This is a genomic window from Rhizobium sp. GR12 (genome assembly GCF_036596185.1).
Taxonomy (GTDB): Bacteria; Pseudomonadota; Alphaproteobacteria; order Rhizobiales; family Rhizobiaceae; genus Agrobacterium; species Agrobacterium nepotum.
Genome location: NZ_JASXTH010000007.1, coordinates 40,133 through 62,918, shown reverse-complemented (window position 1 = coordinate 62,918; position 22,786 = coordinate 40,133). Strand labels below are relative to the sequence as shown.

Here is a 22,786-nt window from a genome sequence, read left to right as displayed (position 1 = left end):
CCTCAGGCCCCCGCCGGGCTCTCTACAATATTGATCGATGCAAGCTGCATGATCTTTTCTTCCGTCATATCCTCACCCTCGACCTCGCCGGTAATGCGCCCTTCGCGCACGACCAGCACACGGTCGCTGACGCCGATGAGTTCCGGCAGCTCCGAGGATATGACGACCACGCCGACACCCTCGCGCGCCAGTTCCCGGATCTGACGGTGGATTTCGGCCTTCGCGCCCACATCCACCCCGCGTGTCGGCTCGTCGAGAAAGACGACTTCGGGTTCCACTGACAGCATCTTCGCCAGCGCCACCTTCTGCTGGTTGCCGCCGCTTAAGGTCGAGACAGTGTCGCCTACGCTGTTCGCCCGCAATTTCAACCGGCGTCCCAACTCGTCGGCGCGCTTCATTTCCTTGCGCCGCTCGATGAAGCCCATGCCGTTCGATATTCTGCCGACATCGAGCGCGGATACGTTCGCGGCGATGGACATGTTGAGAAACAGCCCGTCTCCCTTCCGGTCCTCCGACAGATAGACCAGCCCCTCGCGGATGCTGTCGCGATAATCTCTGAGCCGCAGCGGCCTGCCACGCAGCGCGATCTCGCCCCTTGGTTTTCCCTCCAGCCGGCAGATAGCCCGCGCGATCTCGCTTCGCCCCGCGCCGATCAGACCGGCAAGCCCAAGGATTTCACCCCGGCGCAAATCGAAATCGACGTCGAAAACACGCTTTCCTTCATTCAGTCCGCGAACCGAGAGAATGACCTCATCCGATTTTTCGTCTTCCGCAAGTTTCGGCGGGTAGAGCTTGTCGAGCACCCGGCCCACCATGCTGTTGACGACCTCCTCCGGAGAAATCTCCGCAATATTCGCTGTCCTGATGTGGCAGCCGTCGCGCATCACCGTGATGCGGTCGCAATGTTCGAAAATCTCCGCCATGCGGTGCGAGATATAGATGATCGCAATCCCGCGTTCCGCCAGCCGGTGCATGATCCGGAAAAGGATCTGGGCCTCGGTCTCGGTTAAAGCCGCTGTCGGCTCATCCAGGATCAGAATACGGCAATCGAGCGTCAGCGCCTTGGCTATCTCAACGATCTGCTGCTGCGAAATCGACAGATCGCCGGCACGGCTGGCAGGATCGATATCGCCGATTTCCCGCAGGATGGTTGCTGCCCGCTTGCCAAGATCGCGATAATTCATGAACCAGGATCGGCTCCGGCCGGTCTCCGACATGAACATGTTTTCGGCAACCGAAATTTCCGGGCAAAGCGCGATCTCCTGATGAACGAAACCGATACCGAGCCGATTTGCCGCATTGGGCGAGGAAATCCGCACCGGCTTGCCGTCCAACAGGATTTCCCCGCCATCAGGCTGCAGAATACCATCGATAATATGCATCAGCGTTGACTTGCCGGCGCCGTTTTCACCCGCCAGCGCGTGGATTTCGCCACGCCGCAACTCAAAAGCAGCACTGCGCAACGCCTGCACGGGGCCGAACGCCTTGTGAATATTCGTCATGCTGAGGATGACCTCGTCCATAACGCCTCCTCCCGAACCTGCTTTCCCTTTATCCGGCGAGGCGTAAACCTCGCCGGTTTCAGGGCGGCGCGTTAGCGCCCCTTCATATATTCGTTGAGATCAAAGGAAGCGGCGTTCGCCTTGGTGATCACCGCGAAACCATTGTCCATCGAAGGGACCTGCATCGGGTTGAAGCCGGACACCTTGTAGTCGTTGAACGGGTCGATCAAATCCGAATGGGCACCCAGAAAGGTATTCATGAAACCCATGAAGCCCTGAACACCCTGATTGGGATTGACGGACATGTAGATATTGCCCTGCTTGATATGTTCCAGCGTGGCCGGGGTGATATCCGCATGCAGGATCAGGACCTTCTTTTTCGCCTCGAGAACAGCTGTCGTCGCGCCTTCAGCTGAGCCGGCTTCCGGGATCCACAATGCGCCGAGATTGGGGTTGGCCTGCAGCATCGCCCCGACTGCCTGATAGGCGACGTTCGCATCCTGGTTGGTCGCCTGGCGGCCGACCAGTTTCATCTCCGGATAGGTGCGCCCCATATAATCGATGAGCGCGGTGACACGCAGATCATGGTTGCTCTGGCCCGGATTTTCGAGAACGGCATATTCACCCTTCTCGCCCAGCTTCTTGACGATCTCGTCAGCCGCAAATTTCGCCTCCGCCACGTTGTCCGAGGTGATGTAGGCAGTGCGTTTCGACTTCGGCGAATCCGCTGCAAAAGTCGTTACCGAAACGCCGGAGCCGATCGCCTTGTTGATCGGCTCGATAAAGGGATCGGCCTGCATCGGATGGAGAAGTATGCCTTTCGGCTTCTTCACCAGCTCCTGCTCGAAGGAAGCGATCTGCTTGGTGATGTCATATTCAGGCGTGCCTGTGAAAACGGCCTCGCAGCCGAGCGCCTTTGCGGCCTGCTTGAAACCTTCGAAGACCGGCACCCAATAGGGGTGGCTGGAAACCATCACGTTCATCACATAGGTCTCGCCCGGTTCGCAGGCGAATTTGCCCGCAGCAGCGGCCTGAGAGCCAGCGCCAGCGGAAACAGCCACGGCTAAAACACCCGCAGCAACGGTCGATTTCAGAAAAGCCAGCATATTCCCCTCCCAAGGATAATGACTTAGGCGCAATAAATTTTATTCGGTGTAATTTATTGCATGACGTTTGAGATACCGGCAAACAGAACGCACGTCAATGCGTTTTGCATTTTATTTTTCATGGTGAAATTTATTGCGGATATTTGCGTGACAGTCCGATAAGCTGTGGCATCAGCGGTCATTGCGGTTGCTTAAGACAGATGAACGAGAGATGCGTGTCCCGCATGAACGCGATGACACCAGGTCTCGCAGGTGACGGGCGGCGCTTAACGAACGACCTCGTTCGTCAGGTTTCGACGAACAGCTTTTCGGCCGCAAAATCGACGAAAGCGCGCAGCCGTGGCGTCATGAAGCGCGCTGACGGCCAAAGTATCGAGAACTGCCCCGGTGCGGCAAGATGTTCGTTCAGCACTGTCTTGAGCAAACCGTCACGGACAGCGTCCGTCGCCAGAAAATCGGGCATATAAGCAAGACCCAACCCGTCGATCGCCGCCGCCCGTATCGCCTCCATATTGCCGCAGGTCAGAGCGACGCGCATGTTCGACAAGGGATTGTCGCCATTTTCCAGCAGCCAGTCCTGAAACCTGCCGGAGGTGGGGAAGCGGAAGCGCAATGCTTCATGCTTTGGCAACTGGTCGGGGTGCAGGGGCGTGCCCATTCGTTGAAAATAGTCTGGCGACGCGCACAAAACGAACCGAAACGGCCCGAGACGTCGCGCCATCAGGCTGGAATCGTCGAGTTCGCCGCTGCGGATCGCCGCATCAAAACCACCTTCGATCAGATCGACGCGTCTGTCGTTGAAGTCGAGTTCCAGATCGATGTCAGGATAACGTCGTCGAAATTCGGGCAGGATCGGCAGCAGAAAGCGGTATCCGATTGTTGGAAGCGTCACGCGCAGACTGCCGCGCGGCAAAGCCAGATTATCCGTGACCGCCTCATGGGCATCGCGCAGATCGGTCAGTATGGCCCGATAGCGCTCAAACAGCATTGCCCCTTCATTGGTCAATGAGACCTGTCGTGTAGTGCGGTTGAACAGCCGCACACCCAGAGACATCTCCAGCCGGGCGACACTTTTCCCAACGGCGGAAGGTGAAAGTCCCAGGCTCTGCCCGGCCTTGGCAAAATTCAGCCTTTCGGCAACCCGGACAAAGGCAGCGATCTCGCTCAGCTTATCCATGACCAATGATTAGAGAATTATGATCCGCAATGAAAGGCCCATGAGGCCGATTATCGAATTCAGATCGGTTGATGAGAATGCAGCCAGATGCGCGACCTGAGTGTCGCGGCACGTCGTCACCATTGGAGCTTTCATGATCGACACCCCTCAAAGGCCAGTCGCCAGCCGAAATTCGGTATTGGCGGCGGTATGTCTTGCCGCCTTGACCCTTCCTTTAAACTTCTCCGCCGGCGCGGTTGCCACACCGGCGATTGGCCAGGACCTTGGCGGATCGCCGGAATCTCTCACCTGGATCACCAATGCCTTCATGCTGGCTTTCGGAAGCCTTCTGATGGCGGCCGGCGCATTGGCCGATCGATATGGCAGAAGACGTGTGTTTTTGATTGGCCTTGCACTGTTTTCCGGATTTTCCTTCGCCCTTGGGTTGGCGCCTTCGGTCTGGGTCATTGATCTGTTGCGTGCCGGCCAGGGCGTGGGCGCCGCCGCCGCCCTAGCCGGAGGAACGGCCGCGCTTGCGCAGGAATTTGACGGCCATGCAAGGACGCGAGCGTTCGGATTGCTCGGAACCACCTTCGGCATCGGCCTTGCATCCGGCCCGTTGCTGACGGGCTTGGTGCTCGAAACAGTCGGATGGCGGGCGATATTCCTCGCTGGCGGTCTGATTGGCCTCCTCGCCTTGATCCTCGGCCCGCCACGGATGCGCGAAACGAAGGATCCCGATGCGGCGGAACTCGACTGGCTGGGCGCCGCAAGCTTTACCCTCACACTTACCCTCTTCACCGTCGCGATGATCGAACTGCCGGTTCTCGGCCCCGCTAGCATCATCGCTTTCAGCGCAGGGTTCGTGATTTCACTCGCAGCCTTCATTGTGATCGAAATGCGGGCCATCCGACCGATGCTGGATCTCTCGCTGTTTCGCTATCCGCGCTTCGTGGGCGTGCAATTATTACCGATCGCCACCTGCGCCTGCTTCGTCGTTCTTCTGGTCGTCATTCCGTTGCGCCTGATCGGCATCGAGCAACATGGGCCGATTGGAGCAGGGTTCATCATGTTGGGGCTGTCGGCTCCCATGCTTGTGGTGCCTATAGTGACGACAATGCTGGCGCGTCATGTTTCACCGGGCACGCTCTCCGGTATTGGCCTATTGATCGCCGCCGCTGGCCTCGTCTGGCTTTCCGGCTTCACCGCGGAAGATGGCAGCATGATCGTTCTGCCCATGCTCGTCATCGGTATAGGAGCAGGCTTGCCCTGGGGCCTGATGGACGGCCTGTCTGTCAGCGTCGTGCCGGTGGAACGTGCGGGAATGGCAACCGGCATATTCAGCACCGTCCGGGTCGCCGGTGAAGGCATCGCGCTTGCAATCGTCAGCGCTGCTCTGTCAACATTGATCTCGGCATCGCTCGGTCGGCTCGCTCCTCTTTCTACATCTCTTTTGAACCAGACAGGGCAGCGTCTGGCAGTCGGAGACCTGGCAGGAGCAGCGGCAATGTCATCCCACATCGGGAACAATGTCTTACAGGATGCCTACCAGACCGCGTTTTCAACGCTTTGCTGGTGGCTCGCAGCGGTAACGACACTATGCGCGATCGCGATCCTCATCCTCCTGCCGGATGAAGCCGGGGTCGCCGGTGAGGCTGGGCAACAGACAGAGGTTCCGAGATAGACCGAGCCGTTGGATGGCGTCAAACCCGGATCGCCCTTGCCGGCGTTCGCGGGTTTGAACCTGACAAATCCAGCCTCGACATAGGCGGGAGCAATGTTGCTCCCGACTACAATAATTTTAGAAAAGATTTTCTCGATAAAAAAGAAGTACGCCAGCGAAAGTGACAAGTCCGATAGCCGTTAATCCAAGTGCTCGTATCGAGGATATCCGGTCTCGGTAGACTATTGCAGCCGCGAGAGCACAAAGCGACCAGAGAACTGTGACAATGATCAACAGCCAGGAATATAAGAACGGCCCGAGGTCATAACCTCCGCCACCGATCGAGGGTGCAGAATTTGTATCCACCTGGGCCGCGATCAGGATGAAAACCGGTATTGCGAGCATCGACAGCCATATCCAAAACGACCTGTTACTCATCGGTAGTCACCTCCTCGTCTCGGGCCAGATGTTCTTTCAATTCAGGAGTTTGTCTAATCGATGCCGTACCGAACGCAAAAAAATGATTTCTTGAGTCAGGCGTCAAATAAAGGAGGGAGAAAGGCGGGTTGTATCGTCAACCTCGCAAACGCCTGACAAGTCAGGAAAACCGGATGGTGGGCGTGACAGGGATTGAACCTGTGACCCCTACGATGTCAACGTAGTGCTCTCCCGCTGAGCTACACGCCCTCCGTGGCGGCGGATAGACCACAAAACCTGTTCATGCGTCAACTGCTTTTTTTCGGTTTTGTGAAGGTTTTTCGAGACCCCTTACGCCACAAGGAGTTTGTTGACCTCATCCACCAGATCGCGCAGATGGAACGGCTTGGAAAGCACCTTGGCGTCCTTCGGAGCCTTCGAATCGGCGTTCAGCGCGACGGCTGCAAAGCCGGTGATGAACATCACTTTCAGGTCGGGATCGAGTTCGGTCGCACGCCGTGCCAGCTCGATGCCATCCATTTCCGGCATGACGATATCGGTCAGCAACAGCGAAAAGGGCTCCTCTCGAAGCCGATCATAGGCGCTGGCGCCATTGTCGAAGGAAGAAACCTTGTAACCGGCTTTTTCCAGCGCCTTGACGAGAAAGCGGCGCATATCGTTGTCGTCTTCCGCGAGAAGAATTTTCTGATTCATCATAAGTGACCGTAACTGCTCAATGTTTGAGATACCCTAGCCCGATTATAGGATTTTCACGGTAAATATCATGTGAAGATAAGAATCGGTATAGCGCTGCATGGGCGATAGTATGGACTTGCCGCACTGTAACTGGCAACATGAACATCCTGATTGTTTGCGACATGGTAAATGGGCTTGAATGGACTGGATAACGGGTGAATACGAGCTGTTCGAAGTAACGGAGCCGGCCGTTCAAACCCTGCCATTCGTCTATAATTCCCCCCATAGCGGCCGCTGTTATCCCATTTCCTTTCTGGAATCGGCGCGGCTCGATTCGCACGAAATCAGGCGCTCGGAAGATCACTTCGTCGATGAGCTGTTTGCCGCAGCACCCGAGATCGGCGCACCGCTGCTGAAAGCCAATTTTCCGCGCGCCTATCTCGACGTCAATCGCGAGCCTTACGAGCTTGATCCGCGCATGTTTGAAGGCACTCTGCCGCCCTATGCCAATATCGGCTCGATGCGGGTTGCCGGCGGCCTCGGCACCGTGCCGCGCATCGTCGCCGAGAATATGGATATCTATGCCCACCGGCTGCCCGTCGACGAGGCGCTGGCGCGGATCGAGACGATTTACAAACCTTACCACGCCTGCCTGCGCCGGCTGCTTTCCCGCACCCATGCCAATTTCGGCATGGCGGTGCTGATCGATTGCCATTCGATGCCGGGCAATATTCGCGTCGCCGGCTCGAATCTGCGGCCGGATGTGATTATCGGCGATCGTTACGGTACCAGCGCTTCCCAGGAAGTCTCCCGCGCCGCCCTGCATTTCCTCGAAGAGCTGGGTTTCGTCGCGGTCTGCAACAAGCCCTATGCCGGCGGCTTCATCACCGAACATTACGGGCGGCCGATCCGCTCCCTCCACGCGCTGCAGATCGAGGTCAACCGGGCGCTTTACGTCGATGAAAAGACGCTTTCGAAGAAAGCCGACTTTCCGGCCATTCAGGCGTCGCTTGAAATCTTCATGCGCCAGCTTGGCGCCTTCGTTTCGGAATACGCGATAGAAACCTCGCTCGCCGCCGAATAACGCCTCAAATTCCCGGATATTTCAGATCTCTCTCGAGACCGCATGGCCACGTTCCGGACAAAAAAAACCGCGCCTTAGCGCGGTCAAGTCTAGGGAGGAAACACCCAAGGAGGGTATTTACAGTCAAAGACTGCAGGGTCACATTATGCATTATATGCACAATTGTCAATCATTTTATTTTATGCATATTTTTTAGGCTTTTGCTGAAAATATGGAAACGACCACGATGCCAATTGGTACGAGTGGACGGCGGATGTGATTCCGGTCTATGCATTCGCCAAACAATTCAGGCTCACTAATTCAGGCAATGAGGTTTCGCATGCTGCCCGACCGGGATTTCTTCTTCAAACTTGCCGATGCAGCCAGCGCTGAAACGCTTCCCCGCTTCCGCACGGGCATTGCCGTCACCAACAAGCAGGACGGCGGCTACGATCCGGTAACGGAGGGCGATCAGGCAGCGGAAAGCGCCATTCGCGCCCTCATCGAGGCGCATTTCCCGCAGCACGGCATTCTTGGCGAAGAGCACGGCAACATTGGTCTCGACCGCGAACATATCTGGGTTATCGACCCGATCGACGGCACACGCGCCTTCATTTCCGGCGTGCCGGTCTGGGGCACGCTGATCGGCTTCCAGTCGGCCGGCCGCGCCACAATGGGCATCATGGATCAGCCCTTCACCAGAGAGCGATATTTCGCCGACGGCAAAGCCGCCTGGTATTTCGGACCCGACGGCGAGCGCAAGATCCATACGCGCGACTGCGCTTCGCTATCGGATGCGGTGCTGTTCACCACGACCCCTCATATCTTCACCGAAGAAGAAAAGCCCTTTTACGAAAAGGTAGAGGATCAGGTCCGCCTTTTCCGTTATGGCGTGGATTGTTACGCTTATTGCCTGCTCGCCGCCGGCCATGTCGATCTGGTGATCGAGTCCGGCCTGAAGCCCTACGATGTCGGCGCGCTCATTCCGGTGATCGAGCAGGCCGGCGGCATCATCACCACCTGGGATGGGGGGCGTCCGGAAAATGGCGGCCGCATTCTGGCTGCAGGTTCCAAAGCAGTGCACGAACAGGCACTCGCCATTCTCTCTAAACTATAGATGGCACGCTGAAGGTGTATGGCGCAACCGCGCCATCCCCGCATCATTCCGGCGCGAAAAAGGCGTCGATGGCCGCCAACGCCTGTTTGCGGAAAACATCGCGCTCATGCAGCAATTCGTGGCGCGCGCCGGTCACGGAAAGAAGCTGGGCCGCCCGGAAATTGCGCGACAGTTCTTCCTGCGCCTTGTAGGGCGTGATCGTATCCAGCATCGGCGCCAGAATGAGGGTTGGAATGGTTATATTCGTCAGATGGTCCTGACGCGTTACCCGCCCCATGGCCTTCAGCGCCTCATAGACCCATCGGGCCGTGGGTGCACCGATGAACAGTTCCGGATATTGCCGGTGCAGCGAGAGGTTCCTGGCAAAACGCCTGGCGTCCGAGGTCAGCGGGTTGCCGTCAAAATCCCGTTCGCGCTGATCCTTGCCAAGCTGAGTTTTTCCAAGACCCACGAGGCTTAAGAGGGTCGCGACCAGCCGAATGACGGGCGAAGGAACGGATTGCTGGCTGTCCAGCTCGATAAAGGGCGAACAAAGCGCCAGCCGGTCAATCCTGTTCGACAGGCTGGGTGCTGCGGCAAGCGCTGCCAGCGCGCCGGTGGAATGCGCGATCATGAAGAACGGCAGCCGCGTATCCGGCAGCACCACCTGCTCGAGAAAGAGACTTATATCGTGCTGGTAGTCGGAAAAGCGCCGCACATGCCCGGCGCCTGGCTTCTTCTGCAACCTTTCGGAGCCGCCCTGCCCGCGCGTGTCGAAGGTCGCGACCCAGAAACCCATGGCCGTCAGATCGTTGATGGTTTCGAAATATTTCTCGATACATTCGTTTCGACCGTGCAGCAGAACCACGGTTCCGCGTGCAATATGTCGGCTGGCGCGGAAGATTGCATATCGAAGCTGTTTGCCGCCATGACCGGCGAAATAACCAACGGTATGGTTGCCGGGAACCGGGTTGTCTTCGCTCTCGCGCAATGTGGCTTCGATCATCGGTCTTTCCGGCTTTCATGCCTTCTCGGGATAGGTCGGCGGCGAGCGAAGGTCAAAGAAAAAATTGCCGGAACCGTCGGTTAAAGCAGTCGCGGTTCCGGCGAATAAGACAGAAGAAGAAGGGACGTTATTGCTTCTGCCCACGGAGAATGTCTCCGATGACCGAAGTTTTATGGCTCTCAAACTGAACGATGCCGGAACCCGACGTTCAGCCATGGTTCATCTTGTCCTTCACCTTTTCGCCCTCGACGCTCCCCCTTGACGCGGCGGCAAGCCATTCCCATCTCATTCATGCGGTTGCCAGAACGGGACCGCGCCATATGTCCGGCCGTCGCCAGAACGGGACGCCGGATTAACCGCAACAGTCGCTTCATAAGGAGGACACCATGCGTCACGTCGATTTTTCCCCTCTCTATCGTTCCACCGTCGGTTTCGACCGTCTTTTTTCGATGCTTGACGGCCTCGGCCAGCCCGAACAGGCCCAATCCTATCCGCCCTACAATATTGAGCGGACGGGCGAAAACGCCTATCGCATCACCATGGCCGTTGCCGGTTTCGATGAAACCGAACTCAGCATCGAATCCCGCGCCAATACGCTGACGGTGAAAGCCGAGAAGGCCGCAGATGAGAAGTCGTCCGAAGGCGAGTTCCTGTATCGCGGCATCGCCACGCGCGCTTTCGAACGCCGCTTCCAGCTTGCCGACCATGTCGAAGTCCAAGCCGCTTCCCTGAAGAATGGCCTGCTTCACATCGATCTCGTCCGCAATATTCCGGAAGCCATGAAACCGCGTCGCATTGCGATCTCGTCCGACAGCGCCGATGCGCCGAAGACGATCGAGGCCCAGATCACGCCGGCCCAGGTCAACTAAGCCGATCCGGATGTCAAACGAACGGCCCCTTAAAAGGGGCCGTTTTTGTTTGATGAAAATTCGCTCTTCAGCGGGTGGATGCCACCGCGCCTTCCGCACCGGCCGCTTCCGATATCGCCGCCTTTTCATGGGCCTTGCGGGCGTAGCGCTGGGCCAGCACCGCGCAGACCATCAGCTGAATCTGATGGAAAAGCATGATCGGTAACACGATTGCGCCGATGCTCTGCCCGGCGAAGATGGCACCCGCCATGGGCACGCCACTGGCAAGGCTCTTCTTCGATCCGCAGAAGGTGATGGTGATTTCATCCGCCTTTTTGAAACCGAGCGCACGGCTGCCGAACATCGTCACACACAGGACAAGCGCCAGAAGCGCAATATTGATGACGATGACGACGCCGATGTCTCGCAGGGAAAATGTCTGCCATATGCCTTCGATCACGGCGTCGGAGAAGGCGAGATAAACGACCATCAGGATCGAGCCGCGATCAACGGGAGACAGCAATTTCTTGCGCGCCCTGATCCAGTCGCCGATCCACGGCTGCAGCACCTGGCCCGCGATGAAGGGCAGGAGCAGTTGCAGGAATATCTGCAGGAACGCATCCATCGAAAATCCGCCGCCATGGCCACCCACGGTAAACAGCAGGCCGACCAGCAAGGGGGTCAGCACCATGCCGAAAATATTCGATGCGGAGGCAGAACAGATCGCAGCAGGCACGTTTCCGCCCGCCATGGATGTAAAGGCAATTGAAGACTGAACCGTTGACGGCAGGACGCAGAGAAACAGCACGCCCATGTAAAGCGGTGCCGGCAAAATGCTGTCCGGAATGAAACCGATTGCTATGCCGAGTAATGGGAAAAGGCCGAAGGTGACGAGAAGGATCGCCATATGCAGGCGCCAGTGCAAAATGCCGGCAATCACCACGTCCCGCGAAAGTCGCGCACCATGGAGGAAAAACAGCAATGCGATCGCCAGTTTCGTCGCAAGCCCGAAATATTCTGCAGGCTGGCCGCTGATCGGCAGAAAGGAAGCCAAAATCACGGTGGCCACCAGCATCATGGTGAAACGGTCGGGCAGGAAGCGGGTCATGGGAGGTCTTTCCGGCATCGGTTTTGCTTGAAATGCGCACCACTATCGCTCATCATGAATTCGGATGCAAAGATTAACAGTTATCATGATTGCAGATAAATGCTGAACCTTCAACATCTTGCCAGCTTTGTGATGCTTCAGCAAACCGGCAGCTTCACGCTGGCTGCCGAGCGGCTGGGTATCGGCCAATCCACCGTCAGCCAGCATATTCAAAGGCTGGAGGCAGCACTTGGCCGCCGGCTGATCGCGCGCAGCACCCATCAGGTGAAGCTGACCGGCGAAGGCGAAGCGCTGCTCGGTTATGCCCGCAACATGCTGGAGATCGACAGCAAAGTCTCCTCGCTGTTCAGCGAAACCCGTTTGCGCGGGCGCTTAAGGCTTGGCGTTTCGGAGGATTTCGTCGCCAGCCGGCTGACCGCCATTCTGGAAGAATTCATCCGCCTCTATCCCCTGGTGGATCTGGAACTGACGGTTTCCCTCAGCGGCGTTCTTTACCAGATGCAGGATAATGGCGAACTGGATGTCGTGCTCGCCAAACGCCGGCTCGGCGACAAGCTCGGCCACTTTCTTTACCGCGAACCGCTCGTGTGGCTCGCGCGTGACCCGGAGCGGATGCTGAGCCAGCCAGACGCCCTGCCGCTGATCGCCTTTCCGCCGCCGAGCATTACCAGAAAGGCGGCGCAGGAGGCGCTGGATCGGGCCGGTCTTTCATGGCGGATCGTCTGCACCTGCGGCAGCCTCAGCGGACTGACCGCCGCCGCAAGGGCGGGCATGGGCATCCTCGTGCAACCACGCAGCATGGCGCCCGCCGGTCTCAAGGAGATTGCGGCGGACGTATTGCCAGCGCTTGAAGATGTGGAATTCGTGCTTCAACCTAGCAAGGGTACCGATGCGAAACTGGTGCGCGCCCTCTCCGATCTCGTTTTCAGCAAGAGCATCGCACCCGGCAGCTTCGTATAAGCGTCGTCAATTTTCCCGTCGCGACAGGCAGCGGCCGACGCTATCGTGCCAGCCGGCGATGGCGTTTTTCCGCTCGGTCTCATCCATGTCGGGATTGAAACGACGGTCGCGTTTCCAATGGGCAGCGAAGGCCTCGCGGTCCGGCCAGATGCCGGCGCGCGACGCTGCGAGCCATGCGGCACCGAGAATGGTGGTTTCCAGAAATACCGGCCGGTCGACCGGTGCGGCAAGAATGTTCGCCAGCCGCTGCATGGTCCAGTCGGAGGCAACCATGCCGCCATCGACCCGCAGAACCGTTTTGCCGTTGTCACCCGCCCAGTCGTTGCGCATGGCGTCCAACAGGTCGAAGGTCTGATAGGCAACGCTTTCCAGCGCCGCACGCGCGAATTCCGCAGGTCCGGTGCCGCGTGTCAGGCCGAAAATCGCCCCACGCGCCTCGGCATCCCAATAAGGTGCGCCAAGACCGGTAAAGGCCGGGACCAGATAGACACGCTGATTGGGATCGGCTTTTTCGGCAAGCGCGCTGACTTCGGAGGCGACCGAAATGAAGCCCAGCTCATCACGCAGCCATTGCACCGCAGCGCCTGCAATGAAGATCGAGCCTTCCAGCGCATAGGTCGTCACGCCATCGAGGCGATAAGCAATCGTCGTCAGCAGCCGGTTGGTGGAGGCGACGCGATCCGTGCCGGTATTGAGAAGCGCAAAGCAGCCGGTGCCGTAGGTGGATTTCATCATGCCGGGTTCGAAGCAGGCATTGCCGATCATCGCCGCCTGCTGATCGCCGGCCACACCGAGGATCGGAATTTCCGCACCCAAAAGCGATTTGTCCGTGACGCCGAAATCGGCGGCGCAATCCAGCACCTCCGGCAGCATGGCGCGGGGAATGTCGAGGATCGACAGCAACTCGTCATCCCAGGCATTGTCTTCGATATTGTAAATCAGCGTTCGCGAGGCATTGGTGGCGTCAGTCACATGGCGACGGCCACCTGTCAGGCGATAGATAAGGAAACTGTCGACCGTGCCGAAGCAGATTTCCCCCTTTTCCGCCCTTTGGCGAAGGCCGCTGACACGATCGAGAAGCCATGCGAGCTTGGTGCCGGAAAAATAGGGATCAAGCAGCAATCCGGTCTTTTTTGAAAAGAGCGGCTCCAGCCCCCTTCGTTTCAAATCCTCGCAAATCGGCGCGGCGCGGCGATCCTGCCAGACCACGGCCCGGTGCACGGCCTCACCCGTGTTCCGGTCCCACAGCACGGTCGTTTCGCGCTGGTTGGTGATGCCGATCGCCTCGATATCGAAAGCGGCTATGCCGGCATCGGCGAGCGCCAATCGGATCGTTTCAAGCACGCTTTTCCAGATATCTTCTGCATCGTGTTCCACCCAGCCGGAGGCCGGGAAATGCTGCGGAAATTCTCGCTGTCCGACACCAATGACCCGCATGTCGCGATCAAAGACCATCGACCGCGTCGATGTCGTCCCCTGATCGATCGCCAGAATATAACCGCCCATTATGCTACTCCCATTCAAACGCAATGACGGGGCGGCAAAGCCGCCCCGGTTTAAGATTTCACGCAGACATTACTTCTGCCAGCTTTTGACCAGTTCGTCGTAATTGACGGTGACCGGCTTTTCCTTTTCGTTGGCAATCTTCAGCTGCGGCGCCAGATTGCCCTTCGAAACGGCGTCCTTGTTCCAGTAGTCGATATCATGTTCTTCCGCCAGCTTCGGGCCGATATCGCCCTGCACACCGGCGCGTTCCAGACGGCTCATGACCTTTTCCTGCTCGGCGCAGAGTGAGTCCATCGCGGCTTGAGCGGTTTTCGCACCCGAGGATGCATCACCGATCGCCTGCCACCAAAGCTGCGCCAGTTTCGGATAATCCGGAACGTTGGTGCCGGTTGGCGACCATTGCACACGGGCCGGCGAGCGATAGAACTCGATGAGGCCGCCGAGCTTGGCGGCCCGGTCCGTGAAGCTCTGGTGGTGGATGGTGGTGTCACGAATGAAGGTGAGACCCACATGGCTCTTCTTCACATCCACGGTCTTGGAGGTCACGAACTGCGCATAAAGCCATGCGGCCTTGGCACGGTCGTCGGGCGTGGACTTCATCAGCGTCCACGAACCCACATCCTGATAACCGAGCTTCATGCCGTCCTTCCAGTAGACGCCATGCGGGGAAGGTGCGACGCGCCATTTCGGCGAACCGTCCTCGCTCACGACCGGCAGGCCGGGCTTGGCCATATCGGCGGTGAAGGCCGTGTACCAGAAGATCTGCTGGGCGATATTGCCCTGGGCCGGCACCGGGCCGGATTCGGAGAAGGTCATGCCCTGCGCTTCCGGCGGCGCATATTTCTTCAGCCATTCGAGGTATTTCTCGATGGAGTAGACCGAAGCCGGACCGTTGGTATCGCCGCCACGCGCGACGCAGGAACCGACCGGCTGCGACTTTTCGTTGACCTTGATGCCCCATTCATCGACCGGGAGGCCGTTCGGCAGGCCCTTGTCGCCGTTGCCGGCCATGGAAAGCCAGGCATCGGTGAAGCGCCAGCCGAGCGACGGGTCCTTCTTGCCATAGTCCATGTGGCCAAAGACCTTCTTGCCGCCGACATCACGACCGGTGAAGAATTCGGCGATATCCTCATAGGCCGACCAGTTGACCGGAACGCCGAGGTCGTAGCCGTATTTGGCCTTGAAATCGGCCTTGTTCTTGTCGTCGTTGAACCAGTCGTAACGGAACCAGTAAAGGTTCGCGAATTGCTGGTCGGGAAGCTGATAGAGCTTCTTGTCCGGTGCCGTCGTAAACGCGCTGCCGATGAAGTCCTTGAGGTCGAGGCCGGGATTGGTGACGTCCTTGCCTTCATTAGCCATAAAGTCTGTCAGGTTGCGTACCTGCTGGTAACGCCAGTGTGTGCCGATAAGGTCGCTGTCGTTGACCCAGCCGTCATAGAGGTTCTGGCCGGTCTGCATCTGGGTCTGGATCTTTTCGACGACGTCACCTTCCTGGATGATGTCGTGTGTGACCTTGATGCCGGTGATGGCGGTAAACGCCGGGGCCAGCACCTTGGATTCGTACTCATGCGTCGTCAGGGATTCGGAAACGACCTTGATGTCCATGCCAGCGAAAGGTTTCGCGGCATCGACAAACCATTGCAGTTCCTTTTCCTGATCGCCGCGTGAAAGCGACGAAAGATCACCGATTTCCTTGTCGAGAAATTGCTTTGCCTCCTCCATTCCGGCGAAAGCGGAACCCGTCATTGCCAGCAGCATGGCTGCCGTCGTCGTCATCAGATGCCGTCGCATATCAGTCCTCCCAAGGGTTGCGATTGCATGAAGTCTGCCGGGTGCGGTTTTCCTCCGCCGCACCTTTCTTTCCTGCTCTAGACGAAACGGAAAACGCCGATCGCGTAGACCGCTGACAGAGCGAGAGCCCACCACAGGTTCGGGCCGACCAGCCCGAGCCATGCAAGATGTATGAAAGCGCTGCCGAGCAGCGAAATGAACAGCCGGTCGCCGCGCGTGGTCTCAAAGCGCAGCAAGCCAAAACGGGGATTGCCGCCGGGCGAGAAATATTCCCAGAACCACATGCCGATAAGCAGCACTGCGATGGCGCCGAAAAACGCGGCTGTCTGCCAGGTCCACGCCATCCAGGTAAAATCGGGCATCTTCGTCATGGTCAAACCCTCCCCAGCGCAAAGCCCTTGGCGATGTAATTGCGGACGAACCAGATCACCAGCGCACCCGGAATGAGCGTCAGCACACCGGCTGCGGCCAGCAGGCCCCAGTCCATGCCGGCGGCGGAAACGGTTCGCGTCATCGTCGCGGCAATCGGCTTGGCGTCGGTCGTCGTCAGCGTACGGGCGATCAGAAGCTCGACCCATGAAAACATGAAGCTGAAGAAGCAGGCGACGCCAATGCCGGAGGCAATGAGCGGCATGAAAATCTTCACGAAGAATTTCGGGAAGGAGTAGCCGTCAATATAGGCGGTCTCGTCGATCTCCTTTGGCACACCCGACATGAAGCCTTCGAGAATCCACACCGCCAGCGGCACGTTGAACAGGCAGTGCGCCAGCGCAACTGCGATGTGCGTGTCGATGAGACCGAAAGCCGAATAGAGCTGGAAGAAGGGAAGCGCGAAGACGGCGGGCGGAGCCATGCGGTTGGTCAGCAGCCAGAAGAACAGGTGCTTATCGCCCAGAAAACGGTAGCGCGAGAAGGCATAAGCCGCCGGAAGCGCTGCCGAGACCGAGATCACCATGTTCATGACGACGTAGATGATCGAGTTGATGTAACCCGAATACCAAGACGAATCGGTGAAGATCGTACGGTAGTTCTGCAGCGTCGGCTGGTGCGGATAAAGCGTCATCGACGAGACGATTTCCGTGTTCGTCTTGAAGCTCATATTGATGAGCCAGTAAATCGGCACGAGCAGCAGGATGATATAGATCGTCGGCACCAGCCAGGAAAAGCGCGATGGCCCGTGTCGGCGGCGCGACCGTGAATTCGCGGCGAGGCCTGCCATTCCCGCCGAAGTGGCTCTCACCGGCGGATTGCCGATGCCGTTGAGTTCCACGCTTGTGGTGACATCAGAGGCGCTCATGTCTCAAGTCTCCGCGTCGTGGCTGGTCATCACGGTGTAGAACACCCAGGACAACAACAGGATGATGAGGAAGTAGATCAACGACATGGCCGCGGCAGGCCCCAAATCGAACTGGCCGAGCGCCACCTTGACGAGATCGATGGACAGGAAGGTGGTGGAGTTGCCGGGACCGCCGCCGGTGACGACGAAAGGTTCGGTATAGATCATGAAGCTGTCCATGAAGCGCAGCAGAAATGCGATCAGCAGCACCCGCTTCATCTTCGGCAACTGAATGAACCGGAACACTGCAAAACGTGATGCGCCGTCAATCCTTGCTGCCTGATAATAGGCATCGGGAATGGAGACGAGGCTGGCGTAGCACAGGAGCACGACAAGGCTAGTCCAGTGCCACACGTCCATGATGACGACCGTGATCCACGCATCGACCGGATCATTGACGTAGTTGTAATCAAGCCCAAGCTGATTGGCGTAATAGCCGAGCAGCCCGATATCGCTGCGGCCGAACACCTGCCAGATCGTGCCGACGACATTCCATGGCACCAGCAGCGGCAGTGCCATCGTGACGAGGCAGACCGGAACGCCGATGCCGGATTTCGGCATCTTGAGCGCGATGAATATGCCAAGCGGAATTTCGATCGCCAATATGATACCGGAAAAGACCAGATTGCGTCCGAGTGCGTTCCAGAAGCGGTCGGAGCTAAGGATTTCCTGGAACCACTGCGTTCCCGCCCAGAAGAATTGGTTGTTGCCGAACGTGTCCTGCACCGAATAGTTCACGACCGTCATCAGCGGAATGACAGCGGAAAAGGCGACCAGCACCAGAACCGGCAGCACCATGAACCACGCCTTGTTGTTCCAGCTCTTTTCCATGGTCAGGCCCCCATCTTCACACGCCAGGAATCGGCAAAGACACCGATGGCAGCCGGATCGAAGCGAACACCCGCTTCCGCCGGAATTTCCTCTTCTTCCGGAACGACAATCGCAAGCTTCTGGCCGGCAAACCGGGCGCGAACGATCTTCCGGCGTCCGATATCCTCGACCTCATCGACGGTGATCGGCATGCCGCCCCGCTCCAGCCTCACGAATTCCGGGCGGATGCCGATCTCGATCCGTTGCTTTGCGTCAACCTTCGGCATGCCGGCAAGCGGCACGCCGAGGCCGCCGACCATTGCGGTTGCGCCATCGATGCTGGCGGGCAGCACGTTCATGCCGGGCGAACCGATGAAATAACCGACGAAAGTGTGTCCCGGCCGTTCGAAAAGCTCGGCGGGCGTGCCGATCTGGACGATCTGACCGTCATACATGACCACCACCTTGTCGGCGAAAGTCAGCGCTTCTGTCTGGTCGTGGGTCACATAAACCATGGTGAAACCGGACTGCCGGTGCAGGCGCTTCAGCTGCGAACGCAGCACCCATTTCATATGCGGATCGATCACCGTCAGCGGCTCGTCGAAGAGGATGGCATTGACGTCGGAGCGCACCAGCCCGCGCGCCAGCGAAATCTTCTGCTTCTGGTCCGCCGTCAAACCGCGCGCGTGGCGTTTGGCCATGCCGGAAAGATCGGTCATTTCCAGAATTTCCTGTACGCGGCGGTCGACTTCGGCTTCCGGCACATGCCGGTTGCGCAGCGGAAAGGCCAGATTGTCGTAAACCGTCATCGTGTCGTAGACGACCGGGAACTGGAACACCTGGGCGATGTTGCGGTCTTCGGTGGCAAGGTCGGTGACATCGGTTCCGTCGAAGGCGATGCGGCCTTCGGAAGGGCGAAGCAGTCCGGAAATGATGTTGAGCAGCGTTGTCTTGCCGCAGCCGGAAGGGCCGAGCAGCGCATAGGCCCCGCCATCCTCCCATTCATGATGCACTTCCTTCAGTGCATAGTCGCCGGCCGCCTGCGCCTTGGCGTTATAAGCGTGGCGAATGTGATCGAGCGTGATGCGTGCCATGATCGATCTCCCCTTACGCCGCTTCGATGGCGCGGCCGTGTGCATCGAAAGCCATCAGATGTCGCGTATCGAGAAAAAGCTCGATCTCCGTATCCGGCTCGATGTCGTGAATGCCCTGCGCCAGCATGACCCAGCGCTGGCCCGAAAATTCGACGTGGACGAAGCTTTCCGATCCGGCAATCTCTGAAATCAGCGTCCGCGCCCGGATGGATTGCACCGCCTGCCCCTTTTGACGTGGGAAAAGATGGTGCGGCTGGAAAGCGATGGTCAAGGGGCCGTCCGGCATGGCGGCAAGATGCGCCGGAACCGGGACGACCGCATGGTCGGCGCGGGTGAAGGCGCCGCCCGTCTTGATGACCTCGATGGTGTTGAGCGGCGGATCGGCAAAGATTTTCGCGGTCACGATATCCACCGGACGCCGGTAGACCTCGATCGTGCGGTTGAATTGCGTCACCTTTCCCTCGTTCAGGGTCGCGGTATTGCCACCGAGGAGCAGGGCTTCGGAGGGTTCGGTCGTGGCATAAACGAAGATTGCACCGGATTCCGCAAAGATGCGCGGCAATTCCTCACGCATTTCCTCGCGCAGCTTGTAATCGAGATTTGCCAGCGGCTCGTCGAGCAGCACCAGAGTGGCGTTCTTGACGATGGCGCGGGCAAGCGCCGTGCGCTGTTGCTGACCACCGGAAAGGCTTAGCGGCGTGCGGTCGAGATAGGGCGTCAGCCTCAGAAGTTCGGCGGCCTTCCTGACCTCGTTGTCGATCGTTGCCTTATCCTTGCCGGCGACACGCATCGGCGAGGCGATGTTTTCGTAAACGCTGAGCGCCGGATAATTGATGAACTGTTGATAGACCATGGCGACGTTGCGCTTCTGCACCGGCCAGCCCGTCACGTCCTCCCCATTAAAAAGGATCGCGCCGCCGCTTGGCTTGTCCAGCCCCGCCATCAGCCGCATGAGCGTCGTCTTGCCCGAAAGTGTCGGTCCAAGCAGGACGTTCAGGCTTCCGCGCTGCAACGTCAGATCGGTCGGGTGAATGTGATATTCACCGCCGACCATCTTCGAGACGTTTCGCAATTCAAGCATGGTGATCCAAAGCCTCCTCCGCTTTTCAATCGGATCGTCAGATTGCCTTCAAGCGTCCACCTGCAATGTCTTCGATATAGTCCTCCAGCCCGCGCACCTCTTCGGGGACAAGGAAAAGCCCCTGCTTGGTGCGGCGCCACAGAATATCCTCCGCTGTCAGCGCCCATTCCCGCGCCATCAGCCAGCGAACCTCGGCCTCATAAAGCGTGCCGCCGAAATATCGCCCCAGCGCAGCCTTCTCCCCCGCATTGCCGATTATAGACACCGCATCCGTTCCATAGCAGCGGACGAGCCGCCTGGCATGACGCTCATCGAGAAAGGGATAACGCGACCGCAGGGACGTAACCTCCCCGGTATAGGCCTGGGCGCCGAAATTTCCGCCCGGCAAATGCGAGCCTGCCGTCCATGACGAGCCCTTTTCACCCAGTGCATCGCCGATTTTTTCAAGAGCATGTTCGGCAAGCCGCCGATAGGTGGTGAGCTTGCCGCCGAAAATATTGAGAAGCGGCGCTTCACCTTCAGCCCCTTCGGTTTTCAGCACGTAATCGCGCGTTGCTTCCTGCGCCTTCGATGCGCCGTCATCGAAAAGCGGCCGCACGCCGGAATAGGTCCAGACGATATCGGCCGGCGTAACCGGTTCGGCGAAATATTCGCTCGCCGCGCTGCAAAGATAGCTGATCTCCTCGTCACTGATCTTAACAGCACGGGGATCGGCGGTATAGTCGCGATCCGTCGTGCCGATCAGTGTAAAGTCCTGTTCGTAGGGGATGGCGAAAATGATGCGCCCGTCCGGATTCTGGAAAAAATACGCGCGCGGATCGGAGAATTTTTTGCGCACGATGATGTGGCTGCCCTGCACGAGGCGGACATTGTGGACATTGTTCTTGCCGAATGTAGAAGCCAGAACCTTGTCCACCCAGGGGCCTGCGGCATTAACTAGCATGCGCGCCCTGTAGGTCGCGGTTTCTCCGGCGGCACTTCTCGTTTCGACCCGCCAGAACGCGCCTTCGCGCCGTGCCGAAACCACCTGCGTGCGATTGAGAATCAAGGCGCCACGATCGGCGGCATCGCGGGCGTTCAGCACCACGAGACGGGCATCGTCCACCCAGCCGTCGGAATATTCAAAAGCTTTGGCAAAAACCGGTTTCAGCGGTTTTCCGGCCGGATCGCGGCGCAGATCGAGCGAGCGGGTCGCGGGCAGAAGCTTGCGGCCGCCGAGATGATCGTAAAGAAAAAGCCCGAGCCGCACGAGCCATGCCGGACGCACGCCACCCTTCTGAAACGGCAAAACGAAGCGCATCGGCCAGATGATGTGCGGGGCCATGGCCCACAGCACCTCTCGCTCCATCAAGGCTTCGCGAACCAGACGAAACTCGTAATGTTCGAGATAACGCAAGCCGCCATGGATGAGTTTGGTGGCAGCGGACGAGGTGCCGGAGGCAAAATCGTTCATTTCCGCAAGCACAACGGAATAACCCCTGCCGGTGGCGTCACGCGCAATGCCGCAGCCGTTGATGCCGCCGCCGATCACGAAAATATCGTGGATTGCCTCATCAGACATGGACCCTCCCACGCTTTCATCGACGCTCTCCCCATCGACATATTGAAAGCACGGACATCTAATTTGAAGACAAAACGAATGTCAAACGAAATTCCGGTGCCGTCCGGATCAGGGCTTGCGCGTCTCGGTTTCGATCAGTCGGACATCATGCTCGGCGCAGATGGAACGGATCGAATCAACCGGACAATGATCGGTTATAAAGGTGTGCACCTGTGAAAGATGGCCGATGCGCACCGGCGCGGTGCGCTCGAATTTAGAAGAGTCCGACACCAGAATGACATGGCGCGCATTGGAGATGATCGCCTGCGCGACCTTGACCTCGCGAAAATCGAAGTCCAGCAGAGCGCCGTCCTCATCGATCGCCGAAACGCCGATGACGGCGAAATCGACCTTGAACTGACGGATGAAATCCACAGCCGCTTCACCGACGATGCCACCATCGGAGCCGCGCACGACACCGCCCGCAATCACAACCTCGATGCCGGGGAAAACCCGCAACCTGTTGGCAACGTTGATGTTATTTGTAATTACCATCAACTCATGATGGTCCGAAAGCGCTTCCCCCACCGCCTCTGTCGTCGTACCGATATTGATAAAAAGCGACGAGTTGTTGGGGATCAACGCAGCGGCAGCGGCACCAATGGCCTGTTTTTCGGAGGAAGCGATCGCACGACGCGCCTCGTATTTGACGTTCTCGTTGCCGCTCGGAAAAAGCGCGCCGCCGTGGATACGTGTCAGCACCCGCGTATCGCAGAGATCGTTCAGGTCCTTGCGGATCGTTTGGGGGGTCACCGAAAAGCGCGCGGCCAACTCATCGACCAGCACCCGCCCGTTCGCTTTTGCCAGCGTGACGATTTCATCCTGACGCGGTGTGAGCAGCATTTCACCCTCCCTCCTCTTTCAATTTTTTCGTTTTATTGAAGAGCGAACGAAAAACCAATGTCAAGGGACGGTTTTGTAATGCTCAGCGAGCGACTTGCGGGCCA

The 22,786-nt window shown here is 58.3% G+C and carries 20 protein-coding genes and 1 tRNA gene; 5 read left to right on the top strand and 16 right to left on the bottom strand.

Going from position 1 to position 22,786, the window contains the following annotated elements:
* Window positions 1-2: 2 nt before the first annotated feature.
* The 3 genes from QSK43_RS13595 to QSK43_RS13585 all read right to left on the bottom strand — a co-directional run bounded on the left by QSK43_RS13595 (window position 3) and on the right by QSK43_RS13585 (window position 3,785).
* On the bottom strand, window positions 3-1,523 hold the full coding sequence (locus QSK43_RS13595) for a sugar ABC transporter ATP-binding protein (protein WP_332303859.1): 1,521 nt from the start codon (window positions 1,521-1,523) through the stop codon (window positions 3-5).
* A 71-nt stretch (window positions 1,524-1,594) separates the two neighbouring features.
* On the bottom strand, window positions 1,595-2,608 hold the full coding sequence (locus QSK43_RS13590; protein WP_332303858.1) for a substrate-binding domain-containing protein: 1,014 nt from the start codon (window positions 2,606-2,608) through the stop codon (window positions 1,595-1,597).
* A 286-nt stretch (window positions 2,609-2,894) separates the two neighbouring features.
* Window positions 2,895-3,785, bottom strand: coding sequence for a LysR family transcriptional regulator (locus QSK43_RS13585; protein WP_332303857.1), 891 nt, complete (start codon window positions 3,783-3,785; stop codon window positions 2,895-2,897).
* Between the two features lie 133 nt (window positions 3,786-3,918).
* Here QSK43_RS13585 and QSK43_RS13580 point away from each other — a divergent pair, with 133 nt between their 5' ends.
* Window positions 3,919-5,448, top strand: coding sequence for an MFS transporter (locus tag QSK43_RS13580; protein ID WP_332303856.1), 1,530 nt, complete (start codon window positions 3,919-3,921; stop codon window positions 5,446-5,448).
* 591 nt (window positions 5,449-6,039) lie between these two features.
* Here QSK43_RS13580 and QSK43_RS13575 read toward each other — a convergent pair.
* Together QSK43_RS13575 and cpdR are read right to left on the bottom strand one after the other, a co-directional pair.
* Window positions 6,040-6,114, bottom strand: a tRNA-Val gene (locus QSK43_RS13575).
* An 81-nt stretch (window positions 6,115-6,195) separates the two neighbouring features.
* A complete protein-coding gene (gene cpdR / locus QSK43_RS13570) occupies window positions 6,196-6,558 on the bottom strand; it encodes a cell cycle two-component system response regulator CpdR (RefSeq protein ID WP_003497910.1) in 363 nt (120 codons plus the stop codon).
* A gap of 181 nt (window positions 6,559-6,739) precedes the next feature.
* Between cpdR and QSK43_RS13565 the strand changes: the two genes are divergently transcribed.
* Window positions 6,740-7,624 (top strand): N-formylglutamate amidohydrolase, encoded by an 885-nt coding sequence (locus tag QSK43_RS13565; RefSeq protein ID WP_045016226.1) that lies wholly within the window; start codon window positions 6,740-6,742, stop codon window positions 7,622-7,624.
* A 319-nt stretch (window positions 7,625-7,943) separates the two neighbouring features.
* A complete protein-coding gene (gene hisN / locus QSK43_RS13560; protein WP_332303855.1) occupies window positions 7,944-8,720 on the top strand; it encodes a histidinol-phosphatase in 777 nt (258 codons plus the stop codon).
* 43 nt (window positions 8,721-8,763) lie between these two features.
* On the opposite strand, the gene QSK43_RS13555 is transcribed toward hisN, so the two are convergent.
* Window positions 8,764-9,705, bottom strand: coding sequence for an alpha/beta fold hydrolase (locus tag QSK43_RS13555; RefSeq protein WP_045016222.1), 942 nt, complete (start codon window positions 9,703-9,705; stop codon window positions 8,764-8,766).
* A 386-nt stretch (window positions 9,706-10,091) separates the two neighbouring features.
* On the opposite strand from QSK43_RS13555, the gene hspL reads away from it, so the two are divergent.
* Window positions 10,092-10,574, top strand: coding sequence for a heat shock protein HspL (gene hspL / locus QSK43_RS13550; RefSeq protein WP_045016220.1), 483 nt, complete (start codon window positions 10,092-10,094; stop codon window positions 10,572-10,574).
* 67 nt (window positions 10,575-10,641) lie between these two features.
* Here the strand turns inward: hspL and QSK43_RS13545 are convergent, their stop codons facing one another.
* On the bottom strand, window positions 10,642-11,661 hold the full coding sequence (locus tag QSK43_RS13545; protein WP_332303854.1) for a bile acid:sodium symporter family protein: 1,020 nt from the start codon (window positions 11,659-11,661) through the stop codon (window positions 10,642-10,644).
* 99 nt (window positions 11,662-11,760) lie between these two features.
* Here QSK43_RS13545 and QSK43_RS13540 point away from each other — a divergent pair, with 99 nt between their 5' ends.
* Entirely contained in the window at window positions 11,761-12,621 is an 861-nt protein-coding gene (locus tag QSK43_RS13540) for a LysR family transcriptional regulator (RefSeq protein ID WP_332303853.1), read from the top strand.
* A gap of 6 nt (window positions 12,622-12,627) precedes the next feature.
* Here the strand turns inward: QSK43_RS13540 and glpK are convergent, their stop codons facing one another.
* The 9 genes from glpK to QSK43_RS13495 all read right to left on the bottom strand — a co-directional run bounded on the left by glpK (window position 12,628) and on the right by QSK43_RS13495 (window position 22,682).
* A complete protein-coding gene (glpK, locus tag QSK43_RS13535) occupies window positions 12,628-14,127 on the bottom strand; it encodes a glycerol kinase GlpK (RefSeq protein WP_332303852.1) in 1,500 nt (499 codons plus the stop codon).
* 69 nt (window positions 14,128-14,196) lie between these two features.
* Window positions 14,197-15,918, bottom strand: coding sequence for an ABC transporter substrate-binding protein (locus QSK43_RS13530; protein WP_045016212.1), 1,722 nt, complete (start codon window positions 15,916-15,918; stop codon window positions 14,197-14,199).
* A 77-nt stretch (window positions 15,919-15,995) separates the two neighbouring features.
* A complete protein-coding gene (locus tag QSK43_RS13525) occupies window positions 15,996-16,289 on the bottom strand; it encodes a DUF2160 domain-containing protein (RefSeq protein WP_045016210.1) in 294 nt (97 codons plus the stop codon).
* 2 nt (window positions 16,290-16,291) lie between these two features.
* On the bottom strand, window positions 16,292-17,137 hold the full coding sequence (locus QSK43_RS13520) for a carbohydrate ABC transporter permease (RefSeq protein ID WP_407691484.1): 846 nt from the start codon (window positions 17,135-17,137) through the stop codon (window positions 16,292-16,294).
* 81 nt (window positions 17,138-17,218) lie between these two features.
* Entirely contained in the window at window positions 17,219-18,085 is an 867-nt protein-coding gene (locus QSK43_RS13515; RefSeq protein WP_045016205.1) for a carbohydrate ABC transporter permease, read from the bottom strand.
* A gap of 2 nt (window positions 18,086-18,087) precedes the next feature.
* Window positions 18,088-19,158, bottom strand: coding sequence for an ABC transporter ATP-binding protein (locus tag QSK43_RS13510; protein ID WP_332303851.1), 1,071 nt, complete (start codon window positions 19,156-19,158; stop codon window positions 18,088-18,090).
* A 13-nt stretch (window positions 19,159-19,171) separates the two neighbouring features.
* Window positions 19,172-20,239, bottom strand: coding sequence for an ABC transporter ATP-binding protein (locus QSK43_RS13505; protein ID WP_332303850.1), 1,068 nt, complete (start codon window positions 20,237-20,239; stop codon window positions 19,172-19,174).
* Window positions 20,240-20,276: 37 nt separating this feature from the next.
* Window positions 20,277-21,800: a glycerol-3-phosphate dehydrogenase gene (locus tag QSK43_RS13500; protein WP_332303849.1), complete on the bottom strand. Its 1,524-nt coding sequence runs from the start codon at window positions 21,798-21,800 to the stop codon at window positions 20,277-20,279.
* 108 nt (window positions 21,801-21,908) lie between these two features.
* The gene (locus tag QSK43_RS13495) at window positions 21,909-22,682 is read right to left on the bottom strand and encodes a DeoR/GlpR family DNA-binding transcription regulator (RefSeq protein WP_332303848.1); all 774 of its coding nucleotides are present in this window, start codon (window positions 22,680-22,682) and stop codon (window positions 21,909-21,911) included.
* Between the last annotated feature and the right edge of the window lie 104 nt (window positions 22,683-22,786).

Coding starts and splice junctions, on each gene's coding strand:
- QSK43_RS13595 (WP_332303859.1), bottom strand. CDS start 1,523: ATGGACGAGGTCATCCTCAGCATGACGAATATTCACAAGGCGTTCGGC.
- QSK43_RS13590 (WP_332303858.1), bottom strand. CDS start 2,608: ATGCTGGCTTTTCTGAAATCGACCGTTGCTGCGGGTGTTTTAGCCGTG.
- QSK43_RS13585 (WP_332303857.1), bottom strand. CDS start 3,785: ATGGATAAGCTGAGCGAGATCGCTGCCTTTGTCCGGGTTGCCGAAAGG.
- QSK43_RS13580 (WP_332303856.1), top strand. CDS start 3,919: ATGATCGACACCCCTCAAAGGCCAGTCGCCAGCCGAAATTCGGTATTG.
- cpdR (WP_003497910.1), bottom strand. CDS start 6,558: ATGAATCAGAAAATTCTTCTCGCGGAAGACGACAACGATATGCGCCGC.
- QSK43_RS13565 (WP_045016226.1), top strand. CDS start 6,740: ATGGACTGGATAACGGGTGAATACGAGCTGTTCGAAGTAACGGAGCCG.
- hisN (WP_332303855.1), top strand. CDS start 7,944: ATGCTGCCCGACCGGGATTTCTTCTTCAAACTTGCCGATGCAGCCAGC.
- QSK43_RS13555 (WP_045016222.1), bottom strand. CDS start 9,705: ATGATCGAAGCCACATTGCGCGAGAGCGAAGACAACCCGGTTCCCGGC.
- hspL (WP_045016220.1), top strand. CDS start 10,092: ATGCGTCACGTCGATTTTTCCCCTCTCTATCGTTCCACCGTCGGTTTC.
- QSK43_RS13545 (WP_332303854.1), bottom strand. CDS start 11,661: ATGACCCGCTTCCTGCCCGACCGTTTCACCATGATGCTGGTGGCCACC.
- QSK43_RS13540 (WP_332303853.1), top strand. CDS start 11,761: ATGCTGAACCTTCAACATCTTGCCAGCTTTGTGATGCTTCAGCAAACC.
- glpK (WP_332303852.1), bottom strand. CDS start 14,127: ATGGGCGGTTATATTCTGGCGATCGATCAGGGGACGACATCGACGCGG.
- QSK43_RS13530 (WP_045016212.1), bottom strand. CDS start 15,918: ATGCGACGGCATCTGATGACGACGACGGCAGCCATGCTGCTGGCAATG.
- QSK43_RS13525 (WP_045016210.1), bottom strand. CDS start 16,289: ATGACGAAGATGCCCGATTTTACCTGGATGGCGTGGACCTGGCAGACA.
- QSK43_RS13520 (WP_407691484.1), bottom strand. CDS start 17,137: ATGGCAGGCCTCGCCGCGAATTCACGGTCGCGCCGCCGACACGGGCCA.
- QSK43_RS13515 (WP_045016205.1), bottom strand. CDS start 18,085: ATGGAAAAGAGCTGGAACAACAAGGCGTGGTTCATGGTGCTGCCGGTT.
- QSK43_RS13510 (WP_332303851.1), bottom strand. CDS start 19,158: ATGGCACGCATCACGCTCGATCACATTCGCCACGCTTATAACGCCAAG.
- QSK43_RS13505 (WP_332303850.1), bottom strand. CDS start 20,239: ATGCTTGAATTGCGAAACGTCTCGAAGATGGTCGGCGGTGAATATCAC.
- QSK43_RS13500 (WP_332303849.1), bottom strand. CDS start 21,800: ATGTCTGATGAGGCAATCCACGATATTTTCGTGATCGGCGGCGGCATC.
- QSK43_RS13495 (WP_332303848.1), bottom strand. CDS start 22,682: ATGCTGCTCACACCGCGTCAGGATGAAATCGTCACGCTGGCAAAAGCG.